The organism is Shewanella sp. Arc9-LZ, assembly GCF_010092445.1.
In the GTDB taxonomy this organism is placed as follows: Bacteria; Pseudomonadota; Gammaproteobacteria; order Enterobacterales; family Shewanellaceae; genus Shewanella.
The window spans coordinates 4103883-4129545 of the sequence record NZ_CP048031.1; the positions used below are offsets into that span (position 1 = coordinate 4103883).

Consider the following 25663-nt stretch of genomic DNA (forward strand, 5'->3'; position numbering starts at 1 on the left):
TGGATGAAATAAATGAGATTAACAAGTGGCGTCTACTTCTGAAGGTTCAAAAATAAATGCCTCTAATTCCCCTTGACTCTGTTTAGCTAATCGGCGCCAATTGGCGTCCGATAAACGAACAGATAAAATACAGTTCCCCAGATTGTCATACTCTTTCTGCTGTATTGCATCCAGTCGATAAAACTGGCCAAGATAATGTCCTGCTGATGCAGGTATTTTCAATGTAAGCTCGCAAATCACTTCACCGATTAATTCGGTTATCGCTTTCAGCAGCAAATCAAATCCAATGCGTTTTTGCGCAGAGACCCAAACCCTCTCAGGTTTACCATCTTCATCGTAATCGATACGAGGCGCGAAATCTTCAAGTAAATCAATCTTATTGCATACAATCAATTGAGTGATTTCATCTGCATCAATTTCTTCCAATACTCTTTGTACTTGGTCAAAATTTTCAGTCATATTGTCATCAGCACAATCAACGACATGTAAAAGAATTTCAGCTTGTCGAGTTTCTTGTAATGTGGCTTTAAATGCTGCGACGAGATCATGAGGTAAATGACGAATAAAGCCAACAGTATCCGCTAAAATCACCGCACCATCAGGTAACGATAATTTACGCAGTGTCGGATCTAATGTTGCGAATAACTGATCGGCTGCATAAACATCCGATGACGTTAGCGCATTAAATAATGTCGATTTACCCGCATTTGTATAGCCTACTAAAGACACAGTCGCTAAATCACTGCGCTTACGAGCTCGTCGGCTTTGCTCACGTTGTTTATCTACTTTATCGAGGCGTCGATTAATATTCTTAATCCGGCCTCGTAATAAACGTCGGTCTGTTTCGAGCTGGGTCTCACCCGGCCCTCGCATCCCGATACCACCTTTTTGTCGCTCTAAATGAGTCCAACCACGAATTAGGCGTGTCGACATGTGGCGCAATTGCGCTAGCTCCACTTGCATCTTACCTTCATGAGTTCTCGCTCGTTGAGCAAAAATATCAAGGATCAACGTAGTTCGATCTAAGACTCGACACTGACACACCACTTCAAGATTACGCTCTTGAGCTGGACTCAATGCATGATTAAAAATCACTACATTGGCTTCAGTAGCAGCGACCATAGCAGCAAGTTCTTCTGCTTTACCGGAACCAATAAAAAACTTTCGGTCCGGCGAGCGTCTGCTGCCAGTAATCACTCCAACAGAGCGAGCACCAGCAGATTCAACTAACAACTGTAATTCAATTAGATCTTCTCGACGCTCTTCGTCTGAAAAGTCTATATGAACCAATACAGCTGTTTCACCCGCTTCATAACGATCAAACAAAAATTATATTCCTTTTCAAATTATTCAGCATCGCTTTCTTCACCATGGGCAGTACCCTGGTGAGCAGAAACATTAAATGGGCGTGCTGGTACGACTGTTGAAATAGCGTGTTTGTAAACCATTTGGCTTACAGTATTTTTCAACAAGATAACAAATTGATCGAATGACTCAACTTGGCCTTGTAATTTAATACCATTCACTAAATAGATAGAGACTGGTACACGCTCTCGACGCAATGCGTTCAAAAATGGGTCTTGTAAAGATTGCCCCTTAGCCATTTTCAATTTCCTTTTTTATTTTAAAATATGTTGAATTAAGTTTTATTGTTTAGTTTTAGTATTATACAGCAACAGCTAATAAGCTAGCGGCTTTGTCGCATAAGCGTAACTAAATTCCCTTCTACACCACTTTCAAGCCACTGTAAATCTGGCCAGCTCCTCAACCATGTTAATTGACGTTTAGCCAATTGCCTAGTGGCTGCGGTAGCTTTTTCGACCATTGTCGCATGATCAAATTCATTATCTAGGTACTGCCAGCACTGTCTGTAACCAACGCAACGCATAGATGGTAGCTCTAAATGCAAATCATCACGCGCTTTCAAACGCGCAACTTCTTCGATAAAACCTTGCTCTAACATGATATTAAAACGCTTTGCGATTAACTCATGTAATACTTTTCGATCGTTTGGTGCAATAGCAAATTGCACTACATCATACGGCAAAGCGGCTGACTTAGTTTGTGTCAATTCAGTCATTGTTTTGCCACTGATCCGATAAACCTCTAAAGCCCGCGACAATCGTTGTGGATCGTTAGGATGAATTCTTTCTCCAGCAACAGGGTCAATATTACACAATTCTTGATGCAGCGCATCCCAACCCTCGGTTTGCGCTTGCGCTAATATTTGTTGCCTAATAGCTTCATCAGCACTGGGTAAAGGTGATAAGCCTTCTAACAATGCCTTAAAATACATCATGGTGCCACCCACGAGTAAAGGGGTCTTACCACGGCTAATAATGTCTTCGATAGCCAATAATGCATCACGGCGAAAATCTGCCGCGGAATAACTTTCGCTAGGGTCAAGAATATCAATTAATTTATGCGGAGCCATTTCCAGCTCTTCAGCACTGGGTTTAGCAGACCCTATATTCATATCACGATAGATCAACGCAGAATCTACTGAGATAATTTCACAATTATATTGAGTTGCCATATCAATGGCTAATGCCGTTTTGCCTGAGGCGGTAGGCCCCATTAAAAAAATCACTTTCGGCTTATCGACACTATTCACGTTAATTATCTTTCATCCAATTTTGCCAAGGCATTATGCGCTCTTGGTCATAACAAGTTTGTTGCGTTTCATCGTCAAGTGAACAAAATTGCAGCCATAAAGCTTGAGCTGGCTCAAATTGCGATAAACTTTGTTGTGCCAACCAACCTACGATAGCGCTTTCTGTAGGTTGCTCTAATTGTATCCATTGCAGTAACTCTGGGATCACAATAGCAAGTTGGCATTCCCTCAAATATGGGGGCACTTTTTTAATAATCAACTGTTGGAAGCGAATTGTTAATTCAATACCCATTTGACGCAGTAATTGATCACGAGCGGCTAAGGTTTCTATCCAGTCCAAATCTGCGGCTAAAGACACAGGCATTAGTAAAGGTTGCGACACTAAACCGTTAGCTAATTTGGTTGCTATGTCTTTCTTTCTTACTGCCAATAACACGGTTTTTATCGACAGTAATGACAGCTTATCATCTTTACAGATAACCCAATGCTCACCCGCTAATAACGGCGGCATGGCAACTTGATGTACAGCCTCGTTAACATAGGATACCGCGCTATTCATCGGGGTATGCAACAACTGCCCATAATTAGCAATAGCGGTTTTCGTCTGGGCAGATGAAGATGCACCAGAAGGCTTTGTACCATAACTAGGCTTAATTGCAGCTGAATAGCCACCAGATGAGCCATTTGTCTTACCAGGTACATGCATCGAACCAAATTGACTAACGCTGTTAATCGTCTTACTCGAACCATGATTAAGTGTAAAAATGTCTTCTGTGGTATCGGCCACTTTCGCATCATGCATCATGTTTGATTCGGTGTGCATTGTTACAACAGTATCATGATGTTCTAATTCATCTGATAAAGGTAACAAAGGCATTTCGACTAATGCCGATTGCACCGCTTGTAAAATAAAGTCATGTACATAACGAGATTGATGAAACCGCACTTCATGCTTAGCAGGATGAACATTGACATCTACTTGATGTGGGTCAAGTGATAACATCAACACATAGCCCGGCTGATGTTCAATACCATATTCAGCAAATGCTTGTTTTACGGCATGGTTAACCAATCGGTCTCTAATTAAGCGTCCGTTGACATAAAAAAAGTTGGTATCGGTGATAACAGTGTCTTGTGGCGACTGCAGATAACCCGTTAATAATAAATCATCGTGTTCACAAGCAATGCTCAATGCCTGTTCAGCAAAAGCTCTGCCACAAATTTGCGCCAAACGTTGTTGAGTTTGAATGTCAGTATTAGCAGGACGATACTGACGTACTAACTTACCATTGTGTGTCAGGGTAAAGTGAATATCGCTACGAACAATGGCTATGCGCTTTAACCACTCATCTATATGAGTAAATTCAGTTTTATCACTTTTTAAAAAACGGCGTCTGGCGGGAGTATTAAAAAATAAATCGACCACATCAATAGTCGAGCCTTGAGGATGCGCAGCAGGAGTCACTTTCACGTCCATTTGCGAGCCTTCAGCATAGGCCTGCCAAGCTTCAGATTGCTCTGCAGTTTTCGACGTTAATGTTAATCGCGACACCGAACTAATACTGGCCAAGGCCTCGCCCCGAAAACCAAAGCTTAAAATAGCTTCGAGGTCATCGAGCGTATGTACTTTTGAGGTTGCGTGACGCGATAACGCCAATGCCAACTCATCTTTAGGAATACCCGCACCATTATCGCGAATACGAATAAGCTTGCTGCCGCCTTTGTCGATATCAATATCAACTCTAGTCGCACCAGCATCTAAACTGTTTTCAACCAGTTCTTTGACCACCGAAGCCGGACGTTCCACTACTTCACCGGCTGCGATTTGGTTTGCAAGTTGAGGTGGTAGCAGCTGAATCGCCATATTAAGCCCTTGGGATCACAAGATGTTGACCAACACGAACCACGTCTGACTTCAAGTTATTAGCCTGCTTTAAACGTGAAATAGAAACGCGGTATCGCTGAGCGATAACAGACAATGACTCACCACGTTGCACTTTATGCTTTTGTGTTTGCGAGCTGTCAGAGCGTGTTTTAGCAATCAAAGTATCACTGGGCGCATTACTAGCAAAATAACGTTGCACCCCTGAATGGATGGCGCGGGCTATCTTTTCTTGATGCGCTGGGTTTCTTAGTAAACGCTCTTCTTGTGGATTAGAAATAAAACCTGTTTCCACCAGAATTGAAGGAATATCCGGCGATTTTAGTACCGCCAAACTAGCAGCTTCTGGTTTATGTTTATGTAATTTGGTAACACTGTTGAGATCTTTTAATACATCGCCAGCAATAGAATTACTTATTGCCATAGAACTATTCATCGACATATCTAAAAGGGTCATGGCTAAATATTGTTCGCTATCAGAGTTTTGAATAATTTCTCCAGCACCCCCTAATAACTCAGAGTGCTTCTCTTTTTGCTCAAGCCAACGACCAATTTCAGTATTTGCACGGCGCATAGATAATACCCAAACAGAAGCGCCCTGAGGCTGAGGAGAAGTAAATGCATCTGCATGAATTGAAATCAATAAATCTGCTTTAATATTACGCGCCAGCTCAGAGCGTTTATTTGGATGAATATAATAATCACCACGCCTCGTCATCACAGCACGCATTCCTGCTGTTTGATTAATTTTGCTGGCTAAACGCGTTGCAATTTCCATCACCACACGCTTTTCGTAAGTCCCAGAGGGGCCAATTGAGCCAGGATCTTCACCACCGTGTCCAGCATCAATGGCGATCACAATATCTCTAGATGACTGATTAGCAGAGCGACTGACCGTATTCACCGTTGGCGACTCGCCGTTAGAATCTTCTAAATCGACGACAAGGCGGTTGCCATAAGGAGCGGTTGGAGGCAATGTAAACAGACTGGACTTTACCGGTTTAGTTAAATCCATAACCAGACGCAATACACCTTTTTTAGGTGGAGAGCTAAAGCGTATCTTTTTGATAATTTTACTATTATTAGCTATTTTATCTAAATTAATCTTGGCGCCAGTATCTTGAATATCGACCACTAAACGATGAGGACCGGTTAAGGTAAAGCTGTCATAATTAGGTGATTGAGTTAAATCGAACACCACTCGCGTCGATTCTGGGGCAGCCCAAATGCGCACGCTATCAAGTTGGTTGGCAGCCCAAACCACATTAGACTGCAAAAACAACAGCATGAATACTACAGAGGTAAAAAACGTATTTTTTAAAGTCATTATTATTTTATTTTATTTATAATTGCCTGCCCAGCAGGGGATAAGCCTTGTAATTCAATTTGTCTTTGAGATTCTTTATAACGCAAATGCAAATGGATGTCAGCCTCAGGGAGTAATCCATGACCATTATTAGGCCATTCAACTAGACACACACTTCTGTCAGTAAAATAATCACGGATACCCATATACTCGAGTTCTTCTGGGTCAGCTAATCGATATAGGTCAAAATGAAATACATCCATATCATTAAATTCATAGGGCTCGACCAAGGTGTATGTCGGACTTTTCACCGCGCCTTGATGACCTAAACTTTGAATAATGCCTCGACTAAACGTTGTTTTACCCGCCCCTAAATCCCCCGTAAGATAAATAGTGAGTGGCGGCTTTATCCACTGTGCAATTTGTTGTCCAAGGGCAACAGTAGCTTGTTCATTTTCAAGGGTTTTAAACAGCGATGTCATGTGTAAAGTCAGCTTCCATAAAAAAGAGATACAAGAATGCTAAATATACCAGAAGTTACCGGGGAACTCCCACTGTTATAGTGGTTATTTTTTGTTAATAAAAAAACCAGCTACTGGGAATAGCTGGCAAAATCACACTTCAGGAAGTTATATTAAAATTTCAACGCCTCGTTTAAATGTCATCCATACGGATGGTGCTATGAACTAAACGTTTTTGTTGAGTTTGTGCAACACGGACTAAGTCCATTAATGCACTTTTAATTTCATCAGTTGGGCTACTAATAGCTGTTTTTTCTAGTAACGCGATTAAGCGGTTTTCTAGGTCTAAATGCAATTCAAGCACTTCGTCTTCTTTCATATTGGCAGGGAGTGACGTTTCATTGCAACGCTTGCTAAAATCTTCAAAAGTAATGTCTTTATACCAAGTATTTAATATTCTTGATGGTGCATCTTCAATATAGCTTTCTAACGTTTCGTAAATATGTCTTTGGTGTTGTTGAAAATAAGTCAACATCATCTTAACTCGAGAGGAATCCGCATTACGATCTAAGCGCTTATATAATTTCTCCATATCGAGATGGCAATTAGCAACGTAATCAAGTAGCTCACTTAGTTGTTGGATCCGCATAAAACTCACCTCGTTTAAAGCCCTAACTTCTTAGGAAAATCTATCTTGAGTTGATTATCAAAGATTACAACGGTAAATGATTTGAAGCAGATCATGTTTTACTTCACCAATATGCGCTTACTTTAGAGATCCATGAAGAAGTGAGTACTAGATCACTTATTTGTTGATTGCAAAAAGATTTGCTCAAACACAAATGATGCAAATTTATTAAAATAATAAGGTTCAGACTGAATTAGACTCGGATTGATGGCTATTAAAAAATGTAGATCGAGCTATACGTTTCTCAATAATGGTTCGAACGGATGATCGCTTTATGACGTCTAGCTTGGCAATCAAAAGGTAGCGCATAGTCTAAAAGCGCAACTGAGCTAATGTCGCTGTAGTTATTCGTAAGATTTAGAACAAAGAAGATTTGGAGCAAATAGGATTAAGAAGGAAGTGATTTGGAGCGACGTTTCTTTATAAATAAAGAGGGGTTCGAACTGATGACCGCTTTATGACGTCTAGCTTGGCAAACAAAAAGGTATCGCATTTTCTAAAAGCGCAACTGAGCTAATGTTGTATTTTAAACTAGGGATTTCAAACTAGGGAAGTGATTTGGAGCGACGTTTCTTTATAAATAAAGAGTGGTTCGAACTGATGACCGCTTTATGACGTCTAGCTTGGCAAACAAAAAGGTATCGTATTTTCTAAAAGCGCAACTGACCTAATGTTGTATTTTAAACTAGGAATTTCAAACTAGGGAAGTGATTTGGAGCGACGTTTCTTTTAACAAAAAGAGGTTCGAACTGATGACCTATACCTTGGCAAAAAAAAGGTATCGCATTTTCTAAAAGCGCAACTGAGCTAATATTGTATTTTAAACTAGGCAAGTGATTTGGAGCGACATATCAGGTTCGAACTGATGACCTATACCTTGGCAAGGTATCGCTCTACCAACTGAGCTAATGTCGCGTACTGTTTGCTTCATTGTAACAATCAACAAGGTATCGTCTTTCAACCTATGCCAACTGAGCTAATGTCGCATTACAAAATCATGTAGAAAATTGGAGCGACATATCAGGTTCGAACTGATGACCTATACCTTGGCAAGGTATCGCTCTACCAACTGAGCTAATGTCGCACATATTTCACTTTCTTTTAAAATCATACAGAAATTTGGAGCGACATATCAGGTTCGAACTGATGACCTATACCTTGGCAAGGTATCGCTCTACCAACTGAGCTAATGTCGCGTACTATTTGCTTCATTGTAACAATCAACAAGGTATCGTCTTTCAACCTATGTCAACTGAGCTAATGTCGCGTACTGGTTGCTTCATTGTAACAATCAACAAGGTATCGTCTTTCAACCTATGTCAACTGAGCTAACGTCGCATACTTTCAAATTTCATTACAACTTTCTATGACTCAGAGTTTGGCGCTCTGTAGAAAGTTGAGGCCGCATTATAGGTAAATTTTACTATGCTGCAACCCCCTTTTTAAAAAAAATTGTTCGATTGGTTAAATTTTAAATACTTCTTTGCGATAAAACTGCATTTCAGCAATAGATTCCTTGATATCTTCTAATGCTTGGTGAGTATTTTTCTTGCTGAAGCCATTCATTGTTTCAGGACTCCAACGACGAACCAATTCTTTAACTGTGCTGACATCAATGTTGCGATAATGAAAGAACTCTTCAAGTTCCAACATGTACTTATTCAAGAAGCGACGATCTTGACCAATACTATTACCGCACATTGGCGATGCGCCTTTAGGCACGTACTGAGCTAAAAAATCAATCGTTTGTGCTATCGCATCTTGTTCAGAACATTTACTGGCACGCACACGGTCAACTAATCCAGACTCTCCGTGATGTTTTTGGTTCCAATCATCCATGCCTGCTAGTACTTCATCGGTCTGATAAATGGCTAGAACAGGGCCTTGAGCAATGATATTGAGTTCTTGGTCGGTCACTAAGGTTGCAATTTCAATGACTCGATCGACATCTGGTTCTAAGCCTGTCATTTCCAAATCAACCCAAATTAGATTATTCGCATCAACAGCCATTTATGCCGCCTTATGTTATCTGTCGCCTAAATTCAGGCATTTTTATAAAAGAGTGTGTATCATACTGTTTTTTTGACACACAAAAAAACACCTATTTAATGAAGATAAGCCAGTGAGTAAAAAGAAACCCCTAAGCCAAGGCCAATTACGCCGAATGCGAGCGAATCAAACCAAGCGATTAAAGCGCGGTGACGATGACACTCAACAAGCTGAGTTACAGGATAATCTCTTAGGCCCTGAGCAAGCTGGAGTGGTTATTTCGCGCTTTGGTCAGCATGCCGACATCGAAACGGCTGACGGTACTGTATCGCGGTGTAATATTCGCCGCGCAGTAACCAGTTTAGTTACTGGTGATAAAGTGGTGGTCCGATTAGCGACAGAAGTCCAATCTGGCTCCAGTATCGGTGGCATTGTTATCGCCGTTCACCCTCGAAAATCTTCTTTAACTCGACCAGATTTATACGACGGCGTAAAAATTATTGCCGCCAACATCGATCAAATCTTAATTGTGTCATCGGTATTGCCCAGCTTTACCACTCAAATTATTGACCGATACTTAGTGGCTTCAGAAGATACAGATATCACACCGATCATCATTCTCAATAAAATTGATTTATTGGATGACACTAATCGTGATGAAATCGAAACGGCATTAACGCGTTACCAAAATATTGGTTATCAGGTTTTCCGCGTCAGTAGTCACACCGGTGAAGGCGTTGAAGACCTTAAAGAATTACTCAATAACAGCGTCAGTGTTTTTGCTGGTCAGTCTGGTGTTGGCAAGTCTTCTTTAATCAATGCATTAATGCCTGATGCTGAATTGTTGATCGGAGATGTCTCTGGCAACTCAGGTTTAGGACAGCACACTACAACCACAGCCAAATTACTGCACTTTGTCAGCGGCGGTGATTTAATCGACTCACCTGGTGTTCGCGAATTTGCCTTGTGGCATTTGGATGCCATCAGAGTGGGCTGGTGTTTTGTTGAGTTTAGAGACTTTTTAGGATCGTGTAAGTTCCGCGATTGTAAACATGGCGACGACCCAGGTTGTGCTTTACAGCAGGCTTTAGCTGATGGAAAGATAACTCAAGACCGCTTTAGTAATTACCAACGTATTATTGCCAGTTTAGACGAGCAACGTCATGCACGACATTTTCGTGCTATTGATGAATAATACTCAATAGAATAATATTTTATGGTTCAACCAGATTAGAGAAAAGGAAAATACATTGGACTCAATTAAAATTGCTTTGCAATACATGCTACCAAAACATTTTCTGTCGCGTTTAGTGGGTAAGTTTGCTGCTGCGGAAGCAGGCGCTATCACCACGGCAGGAATTAAATGGTTTATCAAACAATACAAAATTGATATGTCTGAAGCACAGCAACCTGAGCCCGAAGCCTATAAAACGTTTAATGCATTTTTTACCCGTGCATTAAAGCCTGAACTCAGACCTATCTGCACAGAAAGTAATATGATGGCGCACCCTGTTGACGGTGCGGTAAGCCAATGTGGACCGATTGAAGCGGGCAATATTTTCCAGGCTAAAGGCCACACTTATACCTCTGAAGCATTGTTAGGTGGCAATAAGGCCGATGCTGCACGCTTTGATGGTGGGGATTTTGCCACCATTTATTTGGCCCCAAAAGATTACCATCGCCTGCATATGCCTATTACAGGTACATTATCAAAAATGACTTACGTGCCAGGTGATTTATTCTCGGTTAATCCACTTACCGCTCAAAACGTGCCAGGACTGTTTGCCCGTAATGAACGTGTTGTAGCTATATTTGAAACCGAAGTAGGTCCACTAGCAATGGTACTAGTTGGTGCAACCATTGTTGCCAGTATTGAAACCATATGGTCTGGCACGGTAACACCGCCAGGCGGTAAGCAAGTATTTAGCTGGGACTATCCAACCACGGGTCCAGAAGCGGTCACCTTAGAAAAAGGCGCTGAAATGGGCCGCTTTAAACTAGGCAGTACTGTGGTGATGTTATTTGCCCAAGATGCTATTGAAACATTTGCAGATGGTGTTGAACCAGGTGCAACAACTCGTATGGGTCAGCCGTTCGCTAAACTCACACAGCAGTAACCAACATGACAACAACTAAACCACACTCTGGCTTAGTTGAGTTACATATAGCCGTACTGCTCTTTGGTGGTACGGCTTTATTTTCTAAACTCATTCCCCTTAGCGCACTTAACATTACCTTTTTGCGCTGTATCATCGCCGCAATAGTACTCGCTGCAATGATTAAAACGACCAAACGCCCACTTAGATTACAACGCCAACAAGATTATTGGGCGGCCTTAGCGCTAGGCACTTTAGTGTGTCTGCATTGGGTAACCTATTTTGCAGCTATGCAGTTGTCATCTGTCGCCATTGGCATGATTGCATTTTTTACTTATCCCGTCATGACGGTATTAATCGAACCATTAATCAATAAAACGCAGCTCAAACTTGTCGATGTAATATCCGGTATCGCGGTATTAGCAGGCGTAATAATGCTGATCCCTGAGGCAAATCTGAATAACGACACCACCATAGGCATTATCGTTGGCGTTATTTCAGCAGCTTTATTTACCTGCAGAAATTTGCTTCATAAACGTGTATTTTCGCAATATAGCGGTCCGCATGCTATGTTTTATCAAACACTGATAACGTTAATTCTATTGAGTCCTTGGCAAGATGTCGCTGCACAGCACATTAGCCAAACCACTTGGGGATTGATTCTGTTACTTGGCATAGTGTTCACCGCCTTACCTCATGCGTTATTTACTACAGCACTGCGTTTTTTAAGCGCTAAAACAGTGGGGTTAGTGTCGTGTTTACAACCGTTTTATGGTGCAGTGCTCGCATTATTGGTTTTAGACGAACAACTCACAACACCAACCCTTATCGGCGGAACCATTATTGTGGCAACGGCTTTATTTGAAACCCAACAAAGTCATCAAAAAAGTAGAGCATAATCACGCAAATTTGCTACCATGGCCTTACTCCAACCTGAGCAAAGTATTATGTTACGTTTAGCGTGTTTATTCCTGTGTTTCCTTATAGTTAATACACTGTCGGTTTCTGTATTCGCCAATACTCCCCTAACCCTAGATAAGCGTTTGGGGCTCAATAGCCAAGCCGAAAATCAGCCGCTTGATATCACATCTCAAATTGCAGAACTGCAAAGCAGCATTGAAAAGCTGCAAATAGAACAACAAACCTATACCAATATTGAACAATCTAACAACGAAACCAAACTATCACTTACAGGGCAGCTACGTGAAGCGCAAATAGCATTGAGTCTAGATGCGGATATAGACCTTGATCAGCAAGCTTCAATGGCCTACTTTCACTTATCGGAATTAAAAGAGACTGAGTCGAGCCTTAATGATAAGTTGCGCCTAATTTCACAACGTCAGACATTATTACCAGACTTAATCGTTCAGGCACAAAATGCCTTAACTCAACATAATAAAACCCTCCAAGTCCCGATTGAAACTCCGTTAGGTCAACGTAACAAACTTCAAGCAGAACTGCTAACGCAGCATATTGCGACCTTAGAATCGGAACGTTTAGCTAACCCTAAGCAATTAGAGATCACCCAACTACAACAACAGCTCAATCGCTTATCGTTAAGCCAACAAGAAACCTTTATCGAGCTTATCAACAAACATAATATTGAGTATCGTCAGCAGCAAACCGCAGACACCATAGCCAACAACTTAATTGATGCCCAAGAGCTAGCCGACCCATTGTCTCAAGATTTAAGCAAATTGAATCAACACTATGCAGAACAATTACAAAAACTTACTAGCAATATAAAATCTGCGATAGAGAAACAGCAACGCATTGAAAAACGCTATCAATCGCAAAATGCACAGCTATCAAACGTGCTTGAGCAAATTACCTGGGTTAAAACTAATTCTGCATTTGGCGATCGTTTTTTACAAATGCTGCAATCATTGCCGAAACCGCCCAATCTCGACAAATTGCAAACTGAATTAGCTGACACACGGCTAGAGCGCTACCAATTAGAACAACAACAAGCGTTAAATAGTCAGCAACTCGATGACAGCGAAATGTTTAATGAAACCCAAGTCAAATTATTGCAATCACAGCAAGTATTGATAGAACAGCTACTGCAAAGCTATGATCGATATTTAGCTGAATTTGCAAAATTGCGCATTGGGTATGAACAGTTAAATCAACTGCATAACACATTAAAAAACACTCTTAATGAGCATTTGTTTTGGGTACCTAACGCCCCTAGCATTGGCGCGTTATGGCTAATTGATTTAAGCCACAGTAGCGTTTGGTTGCTGCAACCGAGTCAGTGGCAGTCATTACAACAAGCGTGGTCCGAACAAAGTAATTATTGGGCTTGGTGGGGAATTTTATTATTGTGCTGTTTAATGGCACAAGACATGCTGACACCTAAGTTCAATAAAGCGATTGGGCGCTATGCCATCTTTGTCGGTAATGTGACTCAAGATAAATTTAAATACACCATCAAAACCTTAATCATCAGCTTAGTGTATGCCCTAATAAAACCCTTACCGGTGATCATGGCTGGGTTTATATTCTCGCGATCAGAGCAAAACATGGTGTATGCCGTCGGAGTGGGCATCTTAGCCATTGGTGTCTGTTATCTCATTTATCAATTCTTTTACTTATTAACCGTTGATAAAGGCATTTTGATTAGCCACTTCAGACGGCCCAAAAAAATTGTTAAACAAGCACAACAAACCATGGCTTCATTTGTCATGGTATCGGCACCATTAATTGGCTTAATGGGTTTCACCGAAGCACTAGATACTTCATTAGTACGCAACAGCCTTGGCCGCGGGGCATTTATCGTTTTCTGTATTGTGTTATGCCTGTTGTATAAAGATATCATGTTACTTATTGGCCAATATCGTAAAAATAAGCCTAACGCCACTAACATGGAGTTGATTCAAAAAGCGGTATGGGCACTTCTAGTTGTCACGCCAATTTTTAGCGCTATCTTAGCGGGAATAGGTTACTACTTCACGGCTTTCCAGCTGCTATTACAGCTACAAATATCGGTACTGTTAGGCTTAGGTTTCTTACTCACCTATCAGCTCATTAAGCGTTGGATGTTAATCGAGCGTCGCTTAATAGCCTTTGACCGTGCCAAAGCTAAACGTGCAGAGCGTCTTGCACAGCGTGAAAGAGGCGAAATGAATAATGAGCCGATAGAAACCTACGAAGAACCCGTCGTTGATTTAGAAACCATCTCTAGCCAATCGTTAGGCTTAGTAAGATCGATCCTAATTTTAGCTTTTTTTGCCAGCTTATTAGGCATTTTGGCGCAAACGCATACCGCGGTATTCTCATTTTTAGATGGCATTACCTTATGGACCACCAATAGCAATGTAAATGGTATTGAGCAACAAGTGCCCATTACATTAAAGTCGATTTTATTTGGCATCATGTTAGTCGGGTTCTCAGTCGTTATTGCAAAGAATCTACCCGGTTTACTTGAATTAATGCTCTTACAAAGACTCGATTTATCACCAGGCACAGGTTTTGCGATTACCACGGTAAGTAGCTACCTTGTGGTATTTTTTGGCACGTTGTTCGGTTTTTCAACCTTGGGCATGGAATGGTCAAAATTACAGTGGTTAGTTGCCGCATTATCAGTGGGCTTAGGTTTTGGCCTCCAGGAAATTTTTGCCAACTTTATTTCTGGTATTATCATTCTATTTGAAAAACCGATCCGTATCGGCGATACCGTCACCATTAGAGATCTCACTGGTACTGTCAGTAAAATCCAGATTCGAGCAACCACAATTGTCGATTGGGACCGTAAAGAAATTATCGTGCCTAACAAAGCCTTTATTACCGAGCAATTGGTCAACTGGTCTTTATCAGATCCAATTACCCGCGTTATCGTCACGGTATCGGTGTCTCGTGATTCAGATCCAACCAAAGTAGAAATGTTATTGCATCAAGCGGTGCGCGAATGTGATTTATCATTAACTAGCCCAGAACCCGAAGTGTGGTTTGCGGGTTTTGGTCAACACACACAAGATTATGAAGTACGTTCGTATGCTAAAGACATGTCTGATCGTTGGCCGCTGCGCCATAATTTACATAAGCGTATTAGTAAAAAATTGAAAGACAATAATGTTGAACTTGCCTACCCTCAGATGGAAGTTCATATTAATCATGCGCCTAAAGAATCCACAGGATTATACAAGGGCTAAGCTAAGTATTGATTAAGGACACCTATGCTCGTTTTTGCTCACCGCGGCGCCAGCGGTTATGCTCCTGAAAACACCTTAGCCGCGATGGACAAAGCGCTCGACTTGGGTGTTAATGCCATTGAACTGGATGTGCATTGCGTTGAAGGTGAATTAGTGGTGTTTCATGATCGCCGCTTAGAAGGTAAATCAACCGGAACAGGGCTAATCCATTTAACCACCAAGGCAGCATTGGCTCAATTTACGGTTGGCGGACAAGCAATCCCCACATTGTGGCAAGTACTCGAACGAGTCAGTGTTAGCGGCAAAGGCTCGTGTACTATTAACATCGAATTAAAAGGCATTGGCTGCGTACAACCGTTTATTGCCTTATATCCTCAAGCCTTAGAGCAACTTAGTTTCACCCCAGAACAACTGTTAATATCATCCTTTAACCATCCTTATTTGGCGCAGATAAAACAGTCTTTTCCGCACGCGGTGATCGCACCATTATTAGCAGGCATTCCGCTCGATCTAGCTACAATAATGACCACACTTAATGCCTATTCAATCAACCTTGATGTTGGTTTTATTAATCAAGCCATTGTTGATGATGCCCACCAGCGAGGCGGCAAAGTGTTTGTTTATACGGTTGATAACCCACAAGATATTCAAGCGTTAAAAGCGATGGGCGTGGACGGTATATTCAGTAATTACCCAGATAAAGCCATCGCTGCTGCAATGATGCCGATAACAACCGATTATAGCGCTTGGTTTGAATAATCTAGTTATCCAACGTTCGACAATGAGGTTAATGTGGCACATAAACTGTTATTACTCACCAGAGAAAACGATCAATATAGGCAACTATTAACAAAACGTTGCCTGCCGAACCTCGAAATTGTTGACGATCTGATGGTTGATGATTCTGGCCATTACACCGGCGGCAATATTAACGATGCCGATATTTGGTTAGCAGAACCTCATCTAGCGGCTTCATTATTGCCGCATGCAACAGCACCAAAATGGTTACAATCTACCTTTGCCGGTGTCGATGCATTAATGCATCCATCGTTACCACATGATTATTTACTCACCAACATTCGCGGTGTATTTGGCCCGCTTATGAGTGAATATGTTTTTGGTTACCTGCTAAGCCATTATCGCCAGCATAATGCGTACACTCAACAGCAACAACAGCAGCGTTGGTTACCGGGTAGTTATGGTACTTTACAAGGAGTCAAACTATTAATATTAGGCACTGGCTCTATCGCACAGCACCTTGCAAAAACAGCCCATCATTTTGGTATGACTGTCAGCGGGCTTAATCGAAAAGGTGCTCCTGTTAGTGGCTTTGATAACATCGACACCATTGATAAATTAGCCGACTATTTGCCTCTAGCAGATGTGATTGTTAGCGTATTGCCCAATACACCTCAAACCAAGCACATATTAAATGCGGCTAATCTGTCGTTATTAAAAGCAGATGCCATGTTATTTAATATTGGCCGAGGTAACGCCATTGAATTAGATGCGTTACAAGCTGAATTAACCTTACAACCACAACGTCAAGCCATATTAGATGTATTCGAACAAGAGCCCTTACCTGCTGATGATCCACTATGGCATTACCATAACGTCACCATCACACCGCATATCGCTGCACCAAGCTTCCCTGAGCAAGTAACAAAAATTTTCAGCCACAACTATCAACTATGGCAACAATCCAAACCATTACAGTATGTGGTCGACGTTAATCAAGGTTACTAAAGCTGCAATCAACTTAGTATTAACAGGGAAGGCCAGCGGAGGTTTTGATCACTTTGGTGTATAACATCAAACATGTACTTAATCTAATCCAGCTAGCATCTAACATTAACCACTTTCACAGTCCTTTTCACTCACCTCACTAAATTCATTTATATCAATACGTTAATTAACAACCGGTTTATGCCGGGACTAATATCGCGGTGCTGGTTTATCGGAAAAAGGTGAGCCAGATCAAACTGTATTAAAAATGATCGCTACATAAGTAAAATAGTTATTGCCAATGATAACCGTTTTCATTTAGAATTAGATTACTTTCTAGCCCAGACCTATTTTTTTGAATGAAGAGGCTTTCCCTATGTTCGTTTGTCTTTGTCATGCCATTACCGACACTCAAATCAAAGCAGCTGTTAGCTTAGGTGACAGTTCGTTAGCTGATGTAAAGAAACGTCTTGGCGTTGCAGACCAATGCGGCAAATGTGCCCGCATGGCTAGTCAAATCATTCAAACACAGCTTGAGTACGAACCTAATTTCTATGAAGTTGCCTAGTCGCATTAATATATAAGTCGACTCTGCTTCCATAAAAAAATGCTGCTCATATGACATATGAGCAGCATTTTTTTATTCTACAATCCAGCATTCTTACTCGTTTATATCCAGATTATCGTCTTGCAAGCCGTCTTCTGCCAATGGTCCCATTTCGACATCAACACTGTCTACGCGTTGTAATCCTCTTGGTAACTTAGCACCACGACGACCACGCTCACCACGATAGTGCTCTAAATCGCTTGGTTTCAAGGTTAGCTTGCGCTTACCAGCCCACAAGGTTACTGCGGTATTATGTGGCACAACATTTAAGTGCAAAAGTAACTCTTCACGATTTTTAGCGCGATCGGTTGGAATACCGATAATCTTGTTGCCTTTACCTTTTGATAACTGTGGCAAGGCATCTAAACTAAACATCAACATTCGGCCTTCAGAGGTAATCGCTAACAACGACTGATCTGCCGTTTTATTGATTAACTTTGGCTGCATAGCAAGCGCATTGGTTGGCAGACTGAGTAGTGCCTTACCGGCTTTATTGCGGCTAACCAAATCTGGGTAAGCACAAATAAAGCCATAACCAGCATCGGTTGCCAACAAGAAGAACTGTTCATCTTCGCCCATGAGTACATGTTGCATTGTCGCGCCAGGAGCCATATTAAAGCGTGTGGTAATTGGCTCGCCTTGGCTGCGCGCCGAAGGCAACGTATGACTGTCTGTGGCAAATGCACGTCCAGTCGAATCTATAAACACCGCAGCTTGGTTACTCTTGCCCATCACGCTACAAAGATAACTGTCACCAGACTTATACGATAAGCCTTCTACATCGACATCATGGCCTTTAGCACAACGTACCCAGCCTTTATCAGACAATACAACTGTGACAGACTCAGTTGGCGTTAACTCTTGCTCAGTCAGCGCTTTGGCATCTAAACGCTCAATAATTGGCGAGCGACGATTATCACCATAAGTCTCACCATCTTGGATTAATTCTTTTTTCACTAAGGTTTTCATGCGACGTTCTGAACTTAACAATAACTCTAATTTGTCACGTTCTGCCGCAAGCTCATCTTGCTCACCTTTAATTTTAAATTCTTCAAGCTTGGCTAAATGACGTAATTTTAACTCTAAAATTGATTCAGCTTGTTTATCCGACAAGTTAAAGCGTGCCATCAACTCAGCTTTAGGTTCGTCGTTATAACGAATAATTTCGATCACTTCATCAATGTTTAAAAACGCAATCATTAACGCTTCTAAAATATGTAACCGGGCTAATACTTTATCAAGTCGATATTGCAAGCGGCGAGTGACCGTTGTAAGGCGGAACTCCAACCACTCAGTTAACAGTTGTTTCAGACCTTTTACTTTCGGACGACCGTCCAGTCCCAACACATTTAGGTTAACTCGAAAGCTTTTCTCAAGGTCTGTAGTCGCAAATAAATGGGTCATTAGCTGATCACAATCAATGCGATTTGAACGAGGTACAATCACTAATCGCACTGGGTTTTCATGATCAGATTCATCACGTAAATCAGACACCATCGGCAGCTTTTTGGCCTGCATTTGATTGGCGATTTGTTCTAAAATTTTACCGCTACTGGCTTGATGCGGTAATGACGTAATGACAATCTCGCCCTGCTCTTCACTGTAAACTGCACGCGCTCTGATTGAGCCTTTACCAGTTTCATAAATCCGCTCAATATCAGCTCTAGGAGTAATAATTTCGGCTTCTGTTGGATAATCAGGACCAGGAACAAACTCCATTAGGCGGGCTAAATCAGCTTTAGGATTATCGATTAGCTCTATACAGGCGCCTACTAATTCACGCACATTATGCGGCGGAATATCCGTTGCCATGCCCACTGCGATACCGGTAATACCATTCAATAATATATGCGGTAATCGTGCTGGTAAGGTTACAGGCTCTTTCATGGTGCCATCAAAGTTAGGGCTCCAATCTACGGTACCCTGCCCTAATTCCGACAATAACACTTCAGAAAACTTTGATAATCTAGCTTCGGTATAACGCATTGCAGCAAATGACTTAGGGTCATCTGGCGCACCCCAGTTACCTTGGCCGTCAACCAGCGGATATCGATAGGAAAATGGTTGCGCCATTAACACCATAGCTTCGTAACACGCACTATCACCGTGCGGGTGATATTTACCTAACACGTCGCCGACAGTACGGGCTGATTTTTTGTGTTTAGATTGCGCTGATAAGCCTAATTCGCTCATTGCATAGATAATGCGGCGTTGGACAGGTTTTAGACCATCACCAATGTGCGGTAGGGCGCGATCCATAATCACGTACATGGAATAATTTAAATAAGCCCCTTCGGTAAAGCGCCTCAGCGGCATTTGCTCTACACCATCAAGGCTTAATTCAATCGCATCACTCATTATTCGTTTCCTGTGATTGTTCGGGTGCATTATAAAACAAGCGGTAAATATTACCTTTTAGATCATCTGAAATGTACATTGCACCATCAGGCGCATTAATCACATCAAATGGACGTGCTACCGGAAATTCTCCATCCAGAAAACTCACCACGGTTTCACGTTTCATAATTTTGTTATCTTCCATTTCAAGCATCACAATTTGATAACCGACTTTACTTGAACGGTTCCACGAACCGTTTTCAGCCACAAAAATCTGTTTGCGATAACGTTCAGGAAATTGCTCGCCTCGGTAAAAGCTTAATCCCGTTGCAGCAACATGGGCTGGTAATTCAAATTCGGGCAGGGTGATGTTTAAATTTTCCGGTTTATCATAGGCGGGTTCAATAACATTTTTACCGTGCAAATAAGGAAAGCCAAAATGGCTGCCTTTAACGTCTAAACGGTTTATCTCATCAGCGGGAATATTATCGCCCATCCAATCTCGGCCTAAATCAGCAAACCACAACTTGTTAGTATCGGGTGACCAATCAAAGCCAATAACACTGCGAAGCCCAGAAGCTACTTGCTCACTGGCACCGGTATCGACATTAATCGCTAATATACTGCCAAATGGCGAAGCAGCCTCGCACACATTACAAGGCGATCCGATGGCAATGTATAAACGTCCGTCGGGTCCAAAATGCATCGAACGCGAATACTTTTTGTCTAAGCTTGGTAAATTTGAATACACTTCACGCGCACGGCTAGGGCGACGCAAGCGAGACTCAATCTCTTCAAAACGGATAATGCGATCGTCTTCAGTGACGTATAATGAACCATCATGAAAGGCTAACGCTTCAGGATAATCGAGGCCTCTGGCAATAAGATAACGTTTATCAACTTGGCCATTTTGATCGCTATCAACTAGCGCATAAACAGTGCCACTTTTTTGAGAGCCTACAAAAAGAGTACCCTCATCGCCTACAGTTAATTGCTTAATATCACCTAAATCGGAAGCATATAAACTTAATCCAAAACCTTTGGTAACGGTAATCATCACCGATTGCGCAGCAGAGGCTAAAATAGGCGTCAGGGCTAAAAACATAACCCCCATGAAGGCGAATTTACCGCCCAAATTTACGTAAGATCGTAATCTAATATATTGCATGCTAATTATCTTTTGCCTTATGTTATACATTATTATTGGCACTAAGAAACACGGCTAAAGTAACGCTAGGTCACCTTTGGTTTCTAACCAACTTTTACGATCCGGTGCACGCTTTTTGGCAAGTAACATATCCATTAATGCCACGGTCTCATCGGCATCATCAATGGTTAATTGCACTAAGCGTCTAGTATTGGGATCCATAGTGGTTTCACGTAGCTGCAACGGGTTCATTTCACCCAGACCTTTAAAACGAGTCACTTGCACTTTACCTTTTTTATTTTCTGCCGCTATACGGTCTAAAATACCGGTTTTTTCCGCTTCATCCAAAGCGTAAAAAACCTCTTTACCGATATCAATACGAAATAACGGTGGCATTGCAATATACACATGACCATTGTTAACTAATACACGATAATGCTTTAAAAACAACGCACACAACAATGTCGCAATATGCAGCCCATCAGAATCAGCATCGGCTAAGATACAAATTTTACCATAACGTAATTCTGAAATATCATCACTGTCAGGATCGCAACCAATCGCAATCGAAATATTATGTACCTCTTGCGACGCTAACACTTGTCCGGAATCAACTTCCCAGGTATTTAAAATCTTACCTCTTAGCGGCATAATCGCTTGAAACTCGCGGTCTCGTGCTTGTTTGGCGCTACCACCAGCAGAATCACCCTCTACTAAAAACAACTCTCCTCGCATTGGGTCTTGGCCGCTACAATCGGTTAACTTGCCCGGTAACGCAGGTCCAGAAGTGACTTTTTTACGCGCGACTTTTTTGGCTGCCTTTAAGCGCCGCAATGCATTGCCAATACACAATTCTGCCAACTGCTCTGCTAACTCAGTATTAGAATTTAACCACAACGAAAAGGCATCACGAGCAATACCAGAAACAAATGCAGAGCTTTGACGGCTCGATAATTTTTCTTTGGTTTGCCCAGCAAATTGTGGGTCTTGCATTTTTATCGATAAAATAAACGCCGCACGGTCCCAAATGTCTTCGGGCGACAACTTAATTCCCCGAGGAACAAGATTGCGAAATTCACAAAACTCACGCATAGACTCAAGCAAACCTTGTCTAAACCCATTCACATGAGTACCACCTAATGGTGTCGGAATTAAGTTAACGTAGCTTTCACTTAAACTTTCGCCACCTTCTGGTAACCATGTAATAGCCCACTCAGCAGCTTCTAATTTGCCTTTAAAGCTGCCAACAAAAGGCTCTTCAGGTAATAAAACCGAGTCTTTTATCGCTTCTTTGAGGTAATCAGTTAAGCCACTTTCATAAAACCATTCATGCACATCACCATTTTGTTTATTGGTGAATTTAATCCGCAAACCAGGGCACAATACCGCTTTAGCTCGCAGAATATAAATTAATTTACTGACCGAGAAATTAGGTGAATCAAAATAACTTACATCGGGCCAAAAATGCACTCGGGTCCCGGTATTGCGACGTCCACAAGTACCCGTCACCACCAACTCTTCGACCTTAAAACCATTCTCAAAGGCCATTTCGTATATTTGTGCATCACGGCGAACGCTGATTTCAACTCGGGTGGATAAGGCGTTAACAACAGAAATACCAACCCCGTGTAAACCGCCCGAGAATTGGTAGTTTTTATTGGAAAACTTACCGCCAGCGTGCAATTTAGTTAGGATCAGTTCAACCCCAGGAATGCCTTCTTCAGCGTGAATATCCACCGGCATACCGCGGCCATCATCGGTCACTTCAAGGGAATTATCAGTATGGAGTACAACTTCAATTTTAGTCGCGTGTCCTGCCAGAGCTTCATCAACACTGTTATCAATGACTTCTTGCCCAAGATGATTTGGTCTAGAGGTGTCGGTATACATACCTGGACGGCGTTTTACCGGGTCAAGTCCATTAAGGACCTCAATAGCGTCAGAAGTATATTGGTTGCTCATAATCCACACATTTGGAGTTAAATAGAGCCAAAGTTAGCTCAAATTGATCGTTGTTTGTAACGGTAGAAAGTTACAACTGAATAAATTTACATATTTTGTCTAATTGTTGTTCATAGCCGACAAAACTGTGATCGCCATTAGGCTCTAAATGTAATTCACAGCTATGGTACTTATGTAATGCTTGTCGATAATCTAACACTTCGTCACCAGTTTGCAACAGCACCAGAAAACGATCCGGGTGCCGGATCACGTGAGTATTATACAGGGCGACATCATCTTGATGCTGCGGCAACACTTGATAATGCTCATTGGTATAAGGATTATATTGAGGCCCGATAAACTCTTCAAATAATTCGAACGGTTTTACCGCCGGATTAATCAAAACAGCTCTGCCACCATACGTTTCGGTTAAATAACTGGCAAAATAGCCACCTAACGACGAGCCAATAAAGCGCAATATCTGCCCTTGCCGTTTCGCTTGCTCAGCGATGTTGCACAATAAAGCCATAGCAGCAGAGGGTGATGAAGGTAATTGTGGTTGGTGAAAGTCGACTTGTGGATAATGTTGCTGAATATAGTGTGCGGTTTGAACGGCCTTATCCGACTGAGGAGAACTATTAAAACCATGTATATAAAGCAGCATATTCCCTCGCGAGACGGTTAATCAATACTTAACGTCCCTTAGTAACATAAGATGACGCACTAAACTAGTATCCGCTGGCCTCATTATCGGGTGCAAATCGATTTCCAGGCACGCGATACACATTAGTACGAATGCTACCATCGCCTGCCAACTCCAGCAAACGATAACCCGGTTGACGATGATCTAAGGCGAAATAGGAGGATAATGGTTTAAACTGAATACACGTCGATGGTGTCGCCATTAGTGGAATAGGACCATGCGGTCCACGATGAATATTATCGACTTGTTGGTGTACGTGCCCCCAAAGAACGCCTTTCACTTGCGGGTAGCGACTTGTTCGTTGCAAAAAGTCTTCGCCATTCATCATGCAATGCTGATCTAACCAAGCGCACTGCATTAAAATAGGATTATGGTGCATCACTAATAACACATGTTTATCTGGTGTCGCCTTAATTGAAGCCTCGATCAATGCAAACTGCTGTTCGCCCATATAGCCACCAGGCTTACCACGAACAGTTGAATCAAGCATTAATATTAGCCAGTTACCAATAATTATCCGTTGTTGACCAAACACTTTTTCACCCTGCATACGCAGACTCATTAAGCGAGGATCATCGTGGTTTCCGGGTAAGTAATGACAAGGCAGATCTAACATCTCAATCTTCTGCACAAAGTGCTGATAAGACTCAGGTGAATAATCTTGGCTAATATCTCCCGTAGCCAATAAAATATTGGCGGGATATTGGGTTGCAATAAACGTATTCAACACGGCTTGAAGACTTTGTGCCGTATTAACACCAAGCAATTGACCTTCGGGATCAGCAAAAAGATGCGGATCCGTCACTTGTACTAATCGCACAGGCTCATTTTCAGCAACAGAATAATGCACTGCGTCTTTAAGCACAAAATATTCCTAACATGGTAAAAAGAAGAAAAAAGCTACGATTGGCAAGTCACTCTCAGAGACCCAATCTTCAACAGCTCCTCAAGGAATGCATTCACCTGAAATTTTTCATCGCTATGATGCATATGTATATTCGGGTAATCATACACTGGCTTTAAGCGATAAATCTGTTGGCTAGTTAACACTTCTGCTAATTGAGCATCATGATAGACACGAACAATTGCGTTTGGAGATTTAAAAAAATGTCCATTTGGTATAGGGCGCGATATTTCGATTAACTGAGTATATTTAGTATTCTCAAGAAGATTGATCGACAACTGGCCAAACTCACCTTCAACCTGCCAAGGCACATTGACCGTAATTTGATCGGGTAACCATTTTAAAATATGTGCATAATTTCGACCACATACCGCTAAAAACGCGCTGATATTGGGTTGATATTTTTGCTTGTTTCGCTGGTTAAACTCTGCCACTCAATCATTCCTATCTTGCTTATCACCATGTTCAATAAACTAAAGTGCGTCACGAATCTGTTGGTAGTTTAGCATCAACCATTGGATGCCTAATACCGTCGATGCATTGTCAATGCGACCATTATTAATCCATTCATAGGCTTGTTCACGGCTAACAACATGCACACGAATATCTTCATTTTCATGTTCAAGTCCGTGTATTCCGCCAGCTTTGGTCGTATCAACCTGCCCCCAAAACAAATGAAAACGCTCAGAAGTGCCACCAGGACTGACTAAGTAACTGTTTATGCGTGTTAAACCTAATAGACTTAATCCAGCTTCTTCGGCCAATTCTCGCTCTGCAACTTGTTCTGGAAATTCGCCGGGCTCAATCATACCTGCCACTAACTCAAGAAGCCAGATTGATTTAGTAGTTGCTAATGCAGGTACCCTAATTTGTTCGATTAATACAATTTCATCACGAACGGGGTCATAAGGCAGTACAACCACCGCATTACCGCGCTCAAAAACCTCACGGGTAATCTCACCACTCCAGCCACCTTTAAATAACTTATGCTTAAAGGTGTATTCGTCCAACTGGAAGAAACCTTTATACAACACTTTTTTAGATATCAAACTAAAACCTGACTCTGCGTCAAAGGTTGTTAACACCGATTGCTCAGACATATTTATCCT

Annotated in this window: 22 protein-coding genes and 3 tRNA genes; 7 read left to right on the forward strand and 18 right to left on the reverse strand. The window is 41.7% G+C overall.

The window, feature by feature from the left end; genetic code table 11:
• Positions 1-18: 18 nt before the first annotated feature.
• From hflX to orn, 11 genes are all read right to left on the reverse strand, one after another.
• The gene (gene hflX / locus GUY17_RS17600; RefSeq protein ID WP_101085237.1) at positions 19-1326 is read right to left on the reverse strand and encodes a ribosome rescue GTPase HflX; all 1308 of its coding nucleotides are present in this window, start codon (positions 1324-1326) and stop codon (positions 19-21) included.
• 20 nt (positions 1327-1346) lie between these two features.
• Positions 1347-1604 carry an RNA chaperone Hfq gene (gene hfq / locus GUY17_RS17605; protein WP_011638750.1) on the reverse strand — a complete coding sequence of 86 codons (258 nt, stop codon included), beginning with the start codon at positions 1602-1604 and terminating at the stop codon, positions 1347-1349.
• Between the two features lie 83 nt (positions 1605-1687).
• Positions 1688-2614, reverse strand: a complete 927-nt coding sequence (gene miaA, locus GUY17_RS17610) for a tRNA (adenosine(37)-N6)-dimethylallyltransferase MiaA (protein WP_101085236.1) — start codon at positions 2612-2614, stop codon at positions 1688-1690.
• A 1-nt stretch (position 2615) separates the two neighbouring features.
• Positions 2616-4478 carry a DNA mismatch repair endonuclease MutL gene (mutL, locus tag GUY17_RS17615; protein WP_162023871.1) on the reverse strand — a complete coding sequence of 621 codons (1863 nt, stop codon included), beginning with the start codon at positions 4476-4478 and terminating at the stop codon, positions 2616-2618.
• 1 nt (position 4479) lies between these two features.
• Complete coding sequence (locus GUY17_RS17620) at positions 4480-5784, reverse strand: N-acetylmuramoyl-L-alanine amidase (RefSeq protein WP_242445088.1); 1305 nt, start codon at positions 5782-5784, stop codon at positions 4480-4482.
• A gap of 41 nt (positions 5785-5825) precedes the next feature.
• Complete coding sequence (gene tsaE, locus GUY17_RS17625) at positions 5826-6284, reverse strand: tRNA (adenosine(37)-N6)-threonylcarbamoyltransferase complex ATPase subunit type 1 TsaE (RefSeq protein WP_101085233.1); 459 nt, start codon at positions 6282-6284, stop codon at positions 5826-5828.
• Positions 6285-6456: 172 nt separating this feature from the next.
• Complete coding sequence (locus GUY17_RS17630; RefSeq protein ID WP_101085232.1) at positions 6457-6912, reverse strand: hypothetical protein; 456 nt, start codon at positions 6910-6912, stop codon at positions 6457-6459.
• Positions 6913-7790: 878 nt separating this feature from the next.
• Positions 7791-7866 (reverse strand) — tRNA-Gly (locus tag GUY17_RS17635).
• Positions 7867-7959: 93 nt separating this feature from the next.
• Positions 7960-8035 (reverse strand) — tRNA-Gly (locus GUY17_RS17640).
• Positions 8036-8071: 36 nt separating this feature from the next.
• Positions 8072-8147 (reverse strand) — tRNA-Gly (locus GUY17_RS17645).
• Positions 8148-8415: 268 nt separating this feature from the next.
• Positions 8416-8961: an oligoribonuclease gene (gene orn / locus GUY17_RS17650; RefSeq protein WP_011638756.1), complete on the reverse strand. Its 546-nt coding sequence runs from the start codon at positions 8959-8961 to the stop codon at positions 8416-8418.
• A 112-nt stretch (positions 8962-9073) separates the two neighbouring features.
• Between orn and rsgA the strand changes: the two genes are divergently transcribed.
• From rsgA to GUY17_RS17685, 7 genes are all read left to right on the forward strand, one after another.
• On the forward strand, positions 9074-10135 hold the full coding sequence (gene rsgA / locus GUY17_RS17655; RefSeq protein WP_101085231.1) for a small ribosomal subunit biogenesis GTPase RsgA: 1062 nt from the start codon (positions 9074-9076) through the stop codon (positions 10133-10135).
• A 55-nt stretch (positions 10136-10190) separates the two neighbouring features.
• On the forward strand, positions 10191-11057 hold the full coding sequence (gene asd, locus GUY17_RS17660) for an archaetidylserine decarboxylase (RefSeq protein WP_101085230.1): 867 nt from the start codon (positions 10191-10193) through the stop codon (positions 11055-11057).
• A 5-nt stretch (positions 11058-11062) separates the two neighbouring features.
• Positions 11063-11935 (forward strand): DMT family transporter, encoded by an 873-nt coding sequence (locus GUY17_RS17665; RefSeq protein ID WP_101085229.1) that lies wholly within the window; start codon positions 11063-11065, stop codon positions 11933-11935.
• A gap of 48 nt (positions 11936-11983) precedes the next feature.
• A complete protein-coding gene (locus GUY17_RS17670) occupies positions 11984-15190 on the forward strand; it encodes a mechanosensitive ion channel domain-containing protein (RefSeq protein WP_162024399.1) in 3207 nt (1068 codons plus the stop codon).
• A 24-nt stretch (positions 15191-15214) separates the two neighbouring features.
• Positions 15215-15949, forward strand: coding sequence for a glycerophosphodiester phosphodiesterase (locus tag GUY17_RS17675; RefSeq protein ID WP_162023872.1), 735 nt, complete (start codon positions 15215-15217; stop codon positions 15947-15949).
• Positions 15950-15982: 33 nt separating this feature from the next.
• Positions 15983-16936, forward strand: coding sequence for a D-2-hydroxyacid dehydrogenase (locus tag GUY17_RS17680; RefSeq protein ID WP_162023873.1), 954 nt, complete (start codon positions 15983-15985; stop codon positions 16934-16936).
• Between the two features lie 355 nt (positions 16937-17291).
• The gene (locus GUY17_RS17685; protein ID WP_011638763.1) at positions 17292-17483 is read left to right on the forward strand and encodes a bacterioferritin-associated ferredoxin; all 192 of its coding nucleotides are present in this window, start codon (positions 17292-17294) and stop codon (positions 17481-17483) included.
• A 93-nt stretch (positions 17484-17576) separates the two neighbouring features.
• Here the strand turns inward: GUY17_RS17685 and parC are convergent, their stop codons facing one another.
• The 7 genes from parC to nudF all read right to left on the reverse strand — a co-directional run bounded on the left by parC (position 17577) and on the right by nudF (position 25654).
• On the reverse strand, positions 17577-19880 hold the full coding sequence (gene parC, locus GUY17_RS17690) for a DNA topoisomerase IV subunit A (RefSeq protein ID WP_162023874.1): 2304 nt from the start codon (positions 19878-19880) through the stop codon (positions 17577-17579).
• The gene (locus GUY17_RS17695; RefSeq protein ID WP_254439942.1) at positions 19873-20973 is read right to left on the reverse strand and encodes a sorbosone dehydrogenase family protein; all 1101 of its coding nucleotides are present in this window, start codon (positions 20971-20973) and stop codon (positions 19873-19875) included. The genes parC and GUY17_RS17695 overlap by 8 nt, the downstream gene beginning before the upstream one ends.
• Before the next feature lie 108 nt (positions 20974-21081).
• Positions 21082-22968, reverse strand: a complete 1887-nt coding sequence (parE, locus tag GUY17_RS17700) for a DNA topoisomerase IV subunit B (protein WP_101085223.1) — start codon at positions 22966-22968, stop codon at positions 21082-21084.
• 70 nt (positions 22969-23038) lie between these two features.
• A complete protein-coding gene (locus tag GUY17_RS17705; RefSeq protein WP_162023876.1) occupies positions 23039-23611 on the reverse strand; it encodes a YqiA/YcfP family alpha/beta fold hydrolase in 573 nt (190 codons plus the stop codon).
• A gap of 64 nt (positions 23612-23675) precedes the next feature.
• On the reverse strand, positions 23676-24515 hold the full coding sequence (gene cpdA / locus GUY17_RS17710; RefSeq protein WP_101085221.1) for a 3',5'-cyclic-AMP phosphodiesterase: 840 nt from the start codon (positions 24513-24515) through the stop codon (positions 23676-23678).
• Positions 24516-24550: 35 nt separating this feature from the next.
• Positions 24551-24988, reverse strand: a complete 438-nt coding sequence (locus GUY17_RS17715; protein ID WP_162023877.1) for a DUF1249 domain-containing protein — start codon at positions 24986-24988, stop codon at positions 24551-24553.
• A gap of 39 nt (positions 24989-25027) precedes the next feature.
• On the reverse strand, positions 25028-25654 hold the full coding sequence (nudF, locus tag GUY17_RS17720; protein WP_101085219.1) for an ADP-ribose diphosphatase: 627 nt from the start codon (positions 25652-25654) through the stop codon (positions 25028-25030).
• Positions 25655-25663 lie beyond the last annotated feature (9 nt).

Excerpts from the sequence above, each read along its gene's own strand:
- hfq (WP_011638750.1), bottom strand. The coding sequence starts at position 1,604 with ATGGCTAAGGGGCAATCTTTACAAGACCCATTTTTGAACGCATTGCGT.
- mutL (WP_162023871.1), bottom strand. The coding sequence starts at position 4,478 with ATGGCGATTCAGCTGCTACCACCTCAACTTGCAAACCAAATCGCAGCC.
- GUY17_RS17620 (WP_242445088.1), bottom strand. The coding sequence starts at position 5,784 with ATGCTGTTGTTTTTGCAGTCTAATGTGGTTTGGGCTGCCAACCAACTT.
- tsaE (WP_101085233.1), bottom strand. The coding sequence starts at position 6,284 with ATGACATCGCTGTTTAAAACCCTTGAAAATGAACAAGCTACTGTTGCC.
- GUY17_RS17630 (WP_101085232.1), bottom strand. The coding sequence starts at position 6,912 with ATGCGGATCCAACAACTAAGTGAGCTACTTGATTACGTTGCTAATTGC.
- orn (WP_011638756.1), bottom strand. The coding sequence starts at position 8,961 with ATGGCTGTTGATGCGAATAATCTAATTTGGGTTGATTTGGAAATGACA.
- GUY17_RS17665 (WP_101085229.1), top strand. The coding sequence starts at position 11,063 with ATGACAACAACTAAACCACACTCTGGCTTAGTTGAGTTACATATAGCC.
- GUY17_RS17670 (WP_162024399.1), top strand. The coding sequence starts at position 11,984 with ATGTTACGTTTAGCGTGTTTATTCCTGTGTTTCCTTATAGTTAATACA.
- GUY17_RS17675 (WP_162023872.1), top strand. The coding sequence starts at position 15,215 with ATGCTCGTTTTTGCTCACCGCGGCGCCAGCGGTTATGCTCCTGAAAAC.
- GUY17_RS17685 (WP_011638763.1), top strand. The coding sequence starts at position 17,292 with ATGTTCGTTTGTCTTTGTCATGCCATTACCGACACTCAAATCAAAGCA.
- parC (WP_162023874.1), bottom strand. The coding sequence starts at position 19,880 with ATGAGTGATGCGATTGAATTAAGCCTTGATGGTGTAGAGCAAATGCCG.
- GUY17_RS17695 (WP_254439942.1), bottom strand. The coding sequence starts at position 20,973 with ATGGGGGTTATGTTTTTAGCCCTGACGCCTATTTTAGCCTCTGCTGCG.
- parE (WP_101085223.1), bottom strand. The coding sequence starts at position 22,968 with ATGAGCAACCAATATACTTCTGACGCTATTGAGGTCCTTAATGGACTT.
- GUY17_RS17705 (WP_162023876.1), bottom strand. The coding sequence starts at position 23,611 with ATGCTGCTTTATATACATGGTTTTAATAGTTCTCCTCAGTCGGATAAG.
- nudF (WP_101085219.1), bottom strand. The coding sequence starts at position 25,654 with ATGTCTGAGCAATCGGTGTTAACAACCTTTGACGCAGAGTCAGGTTTT.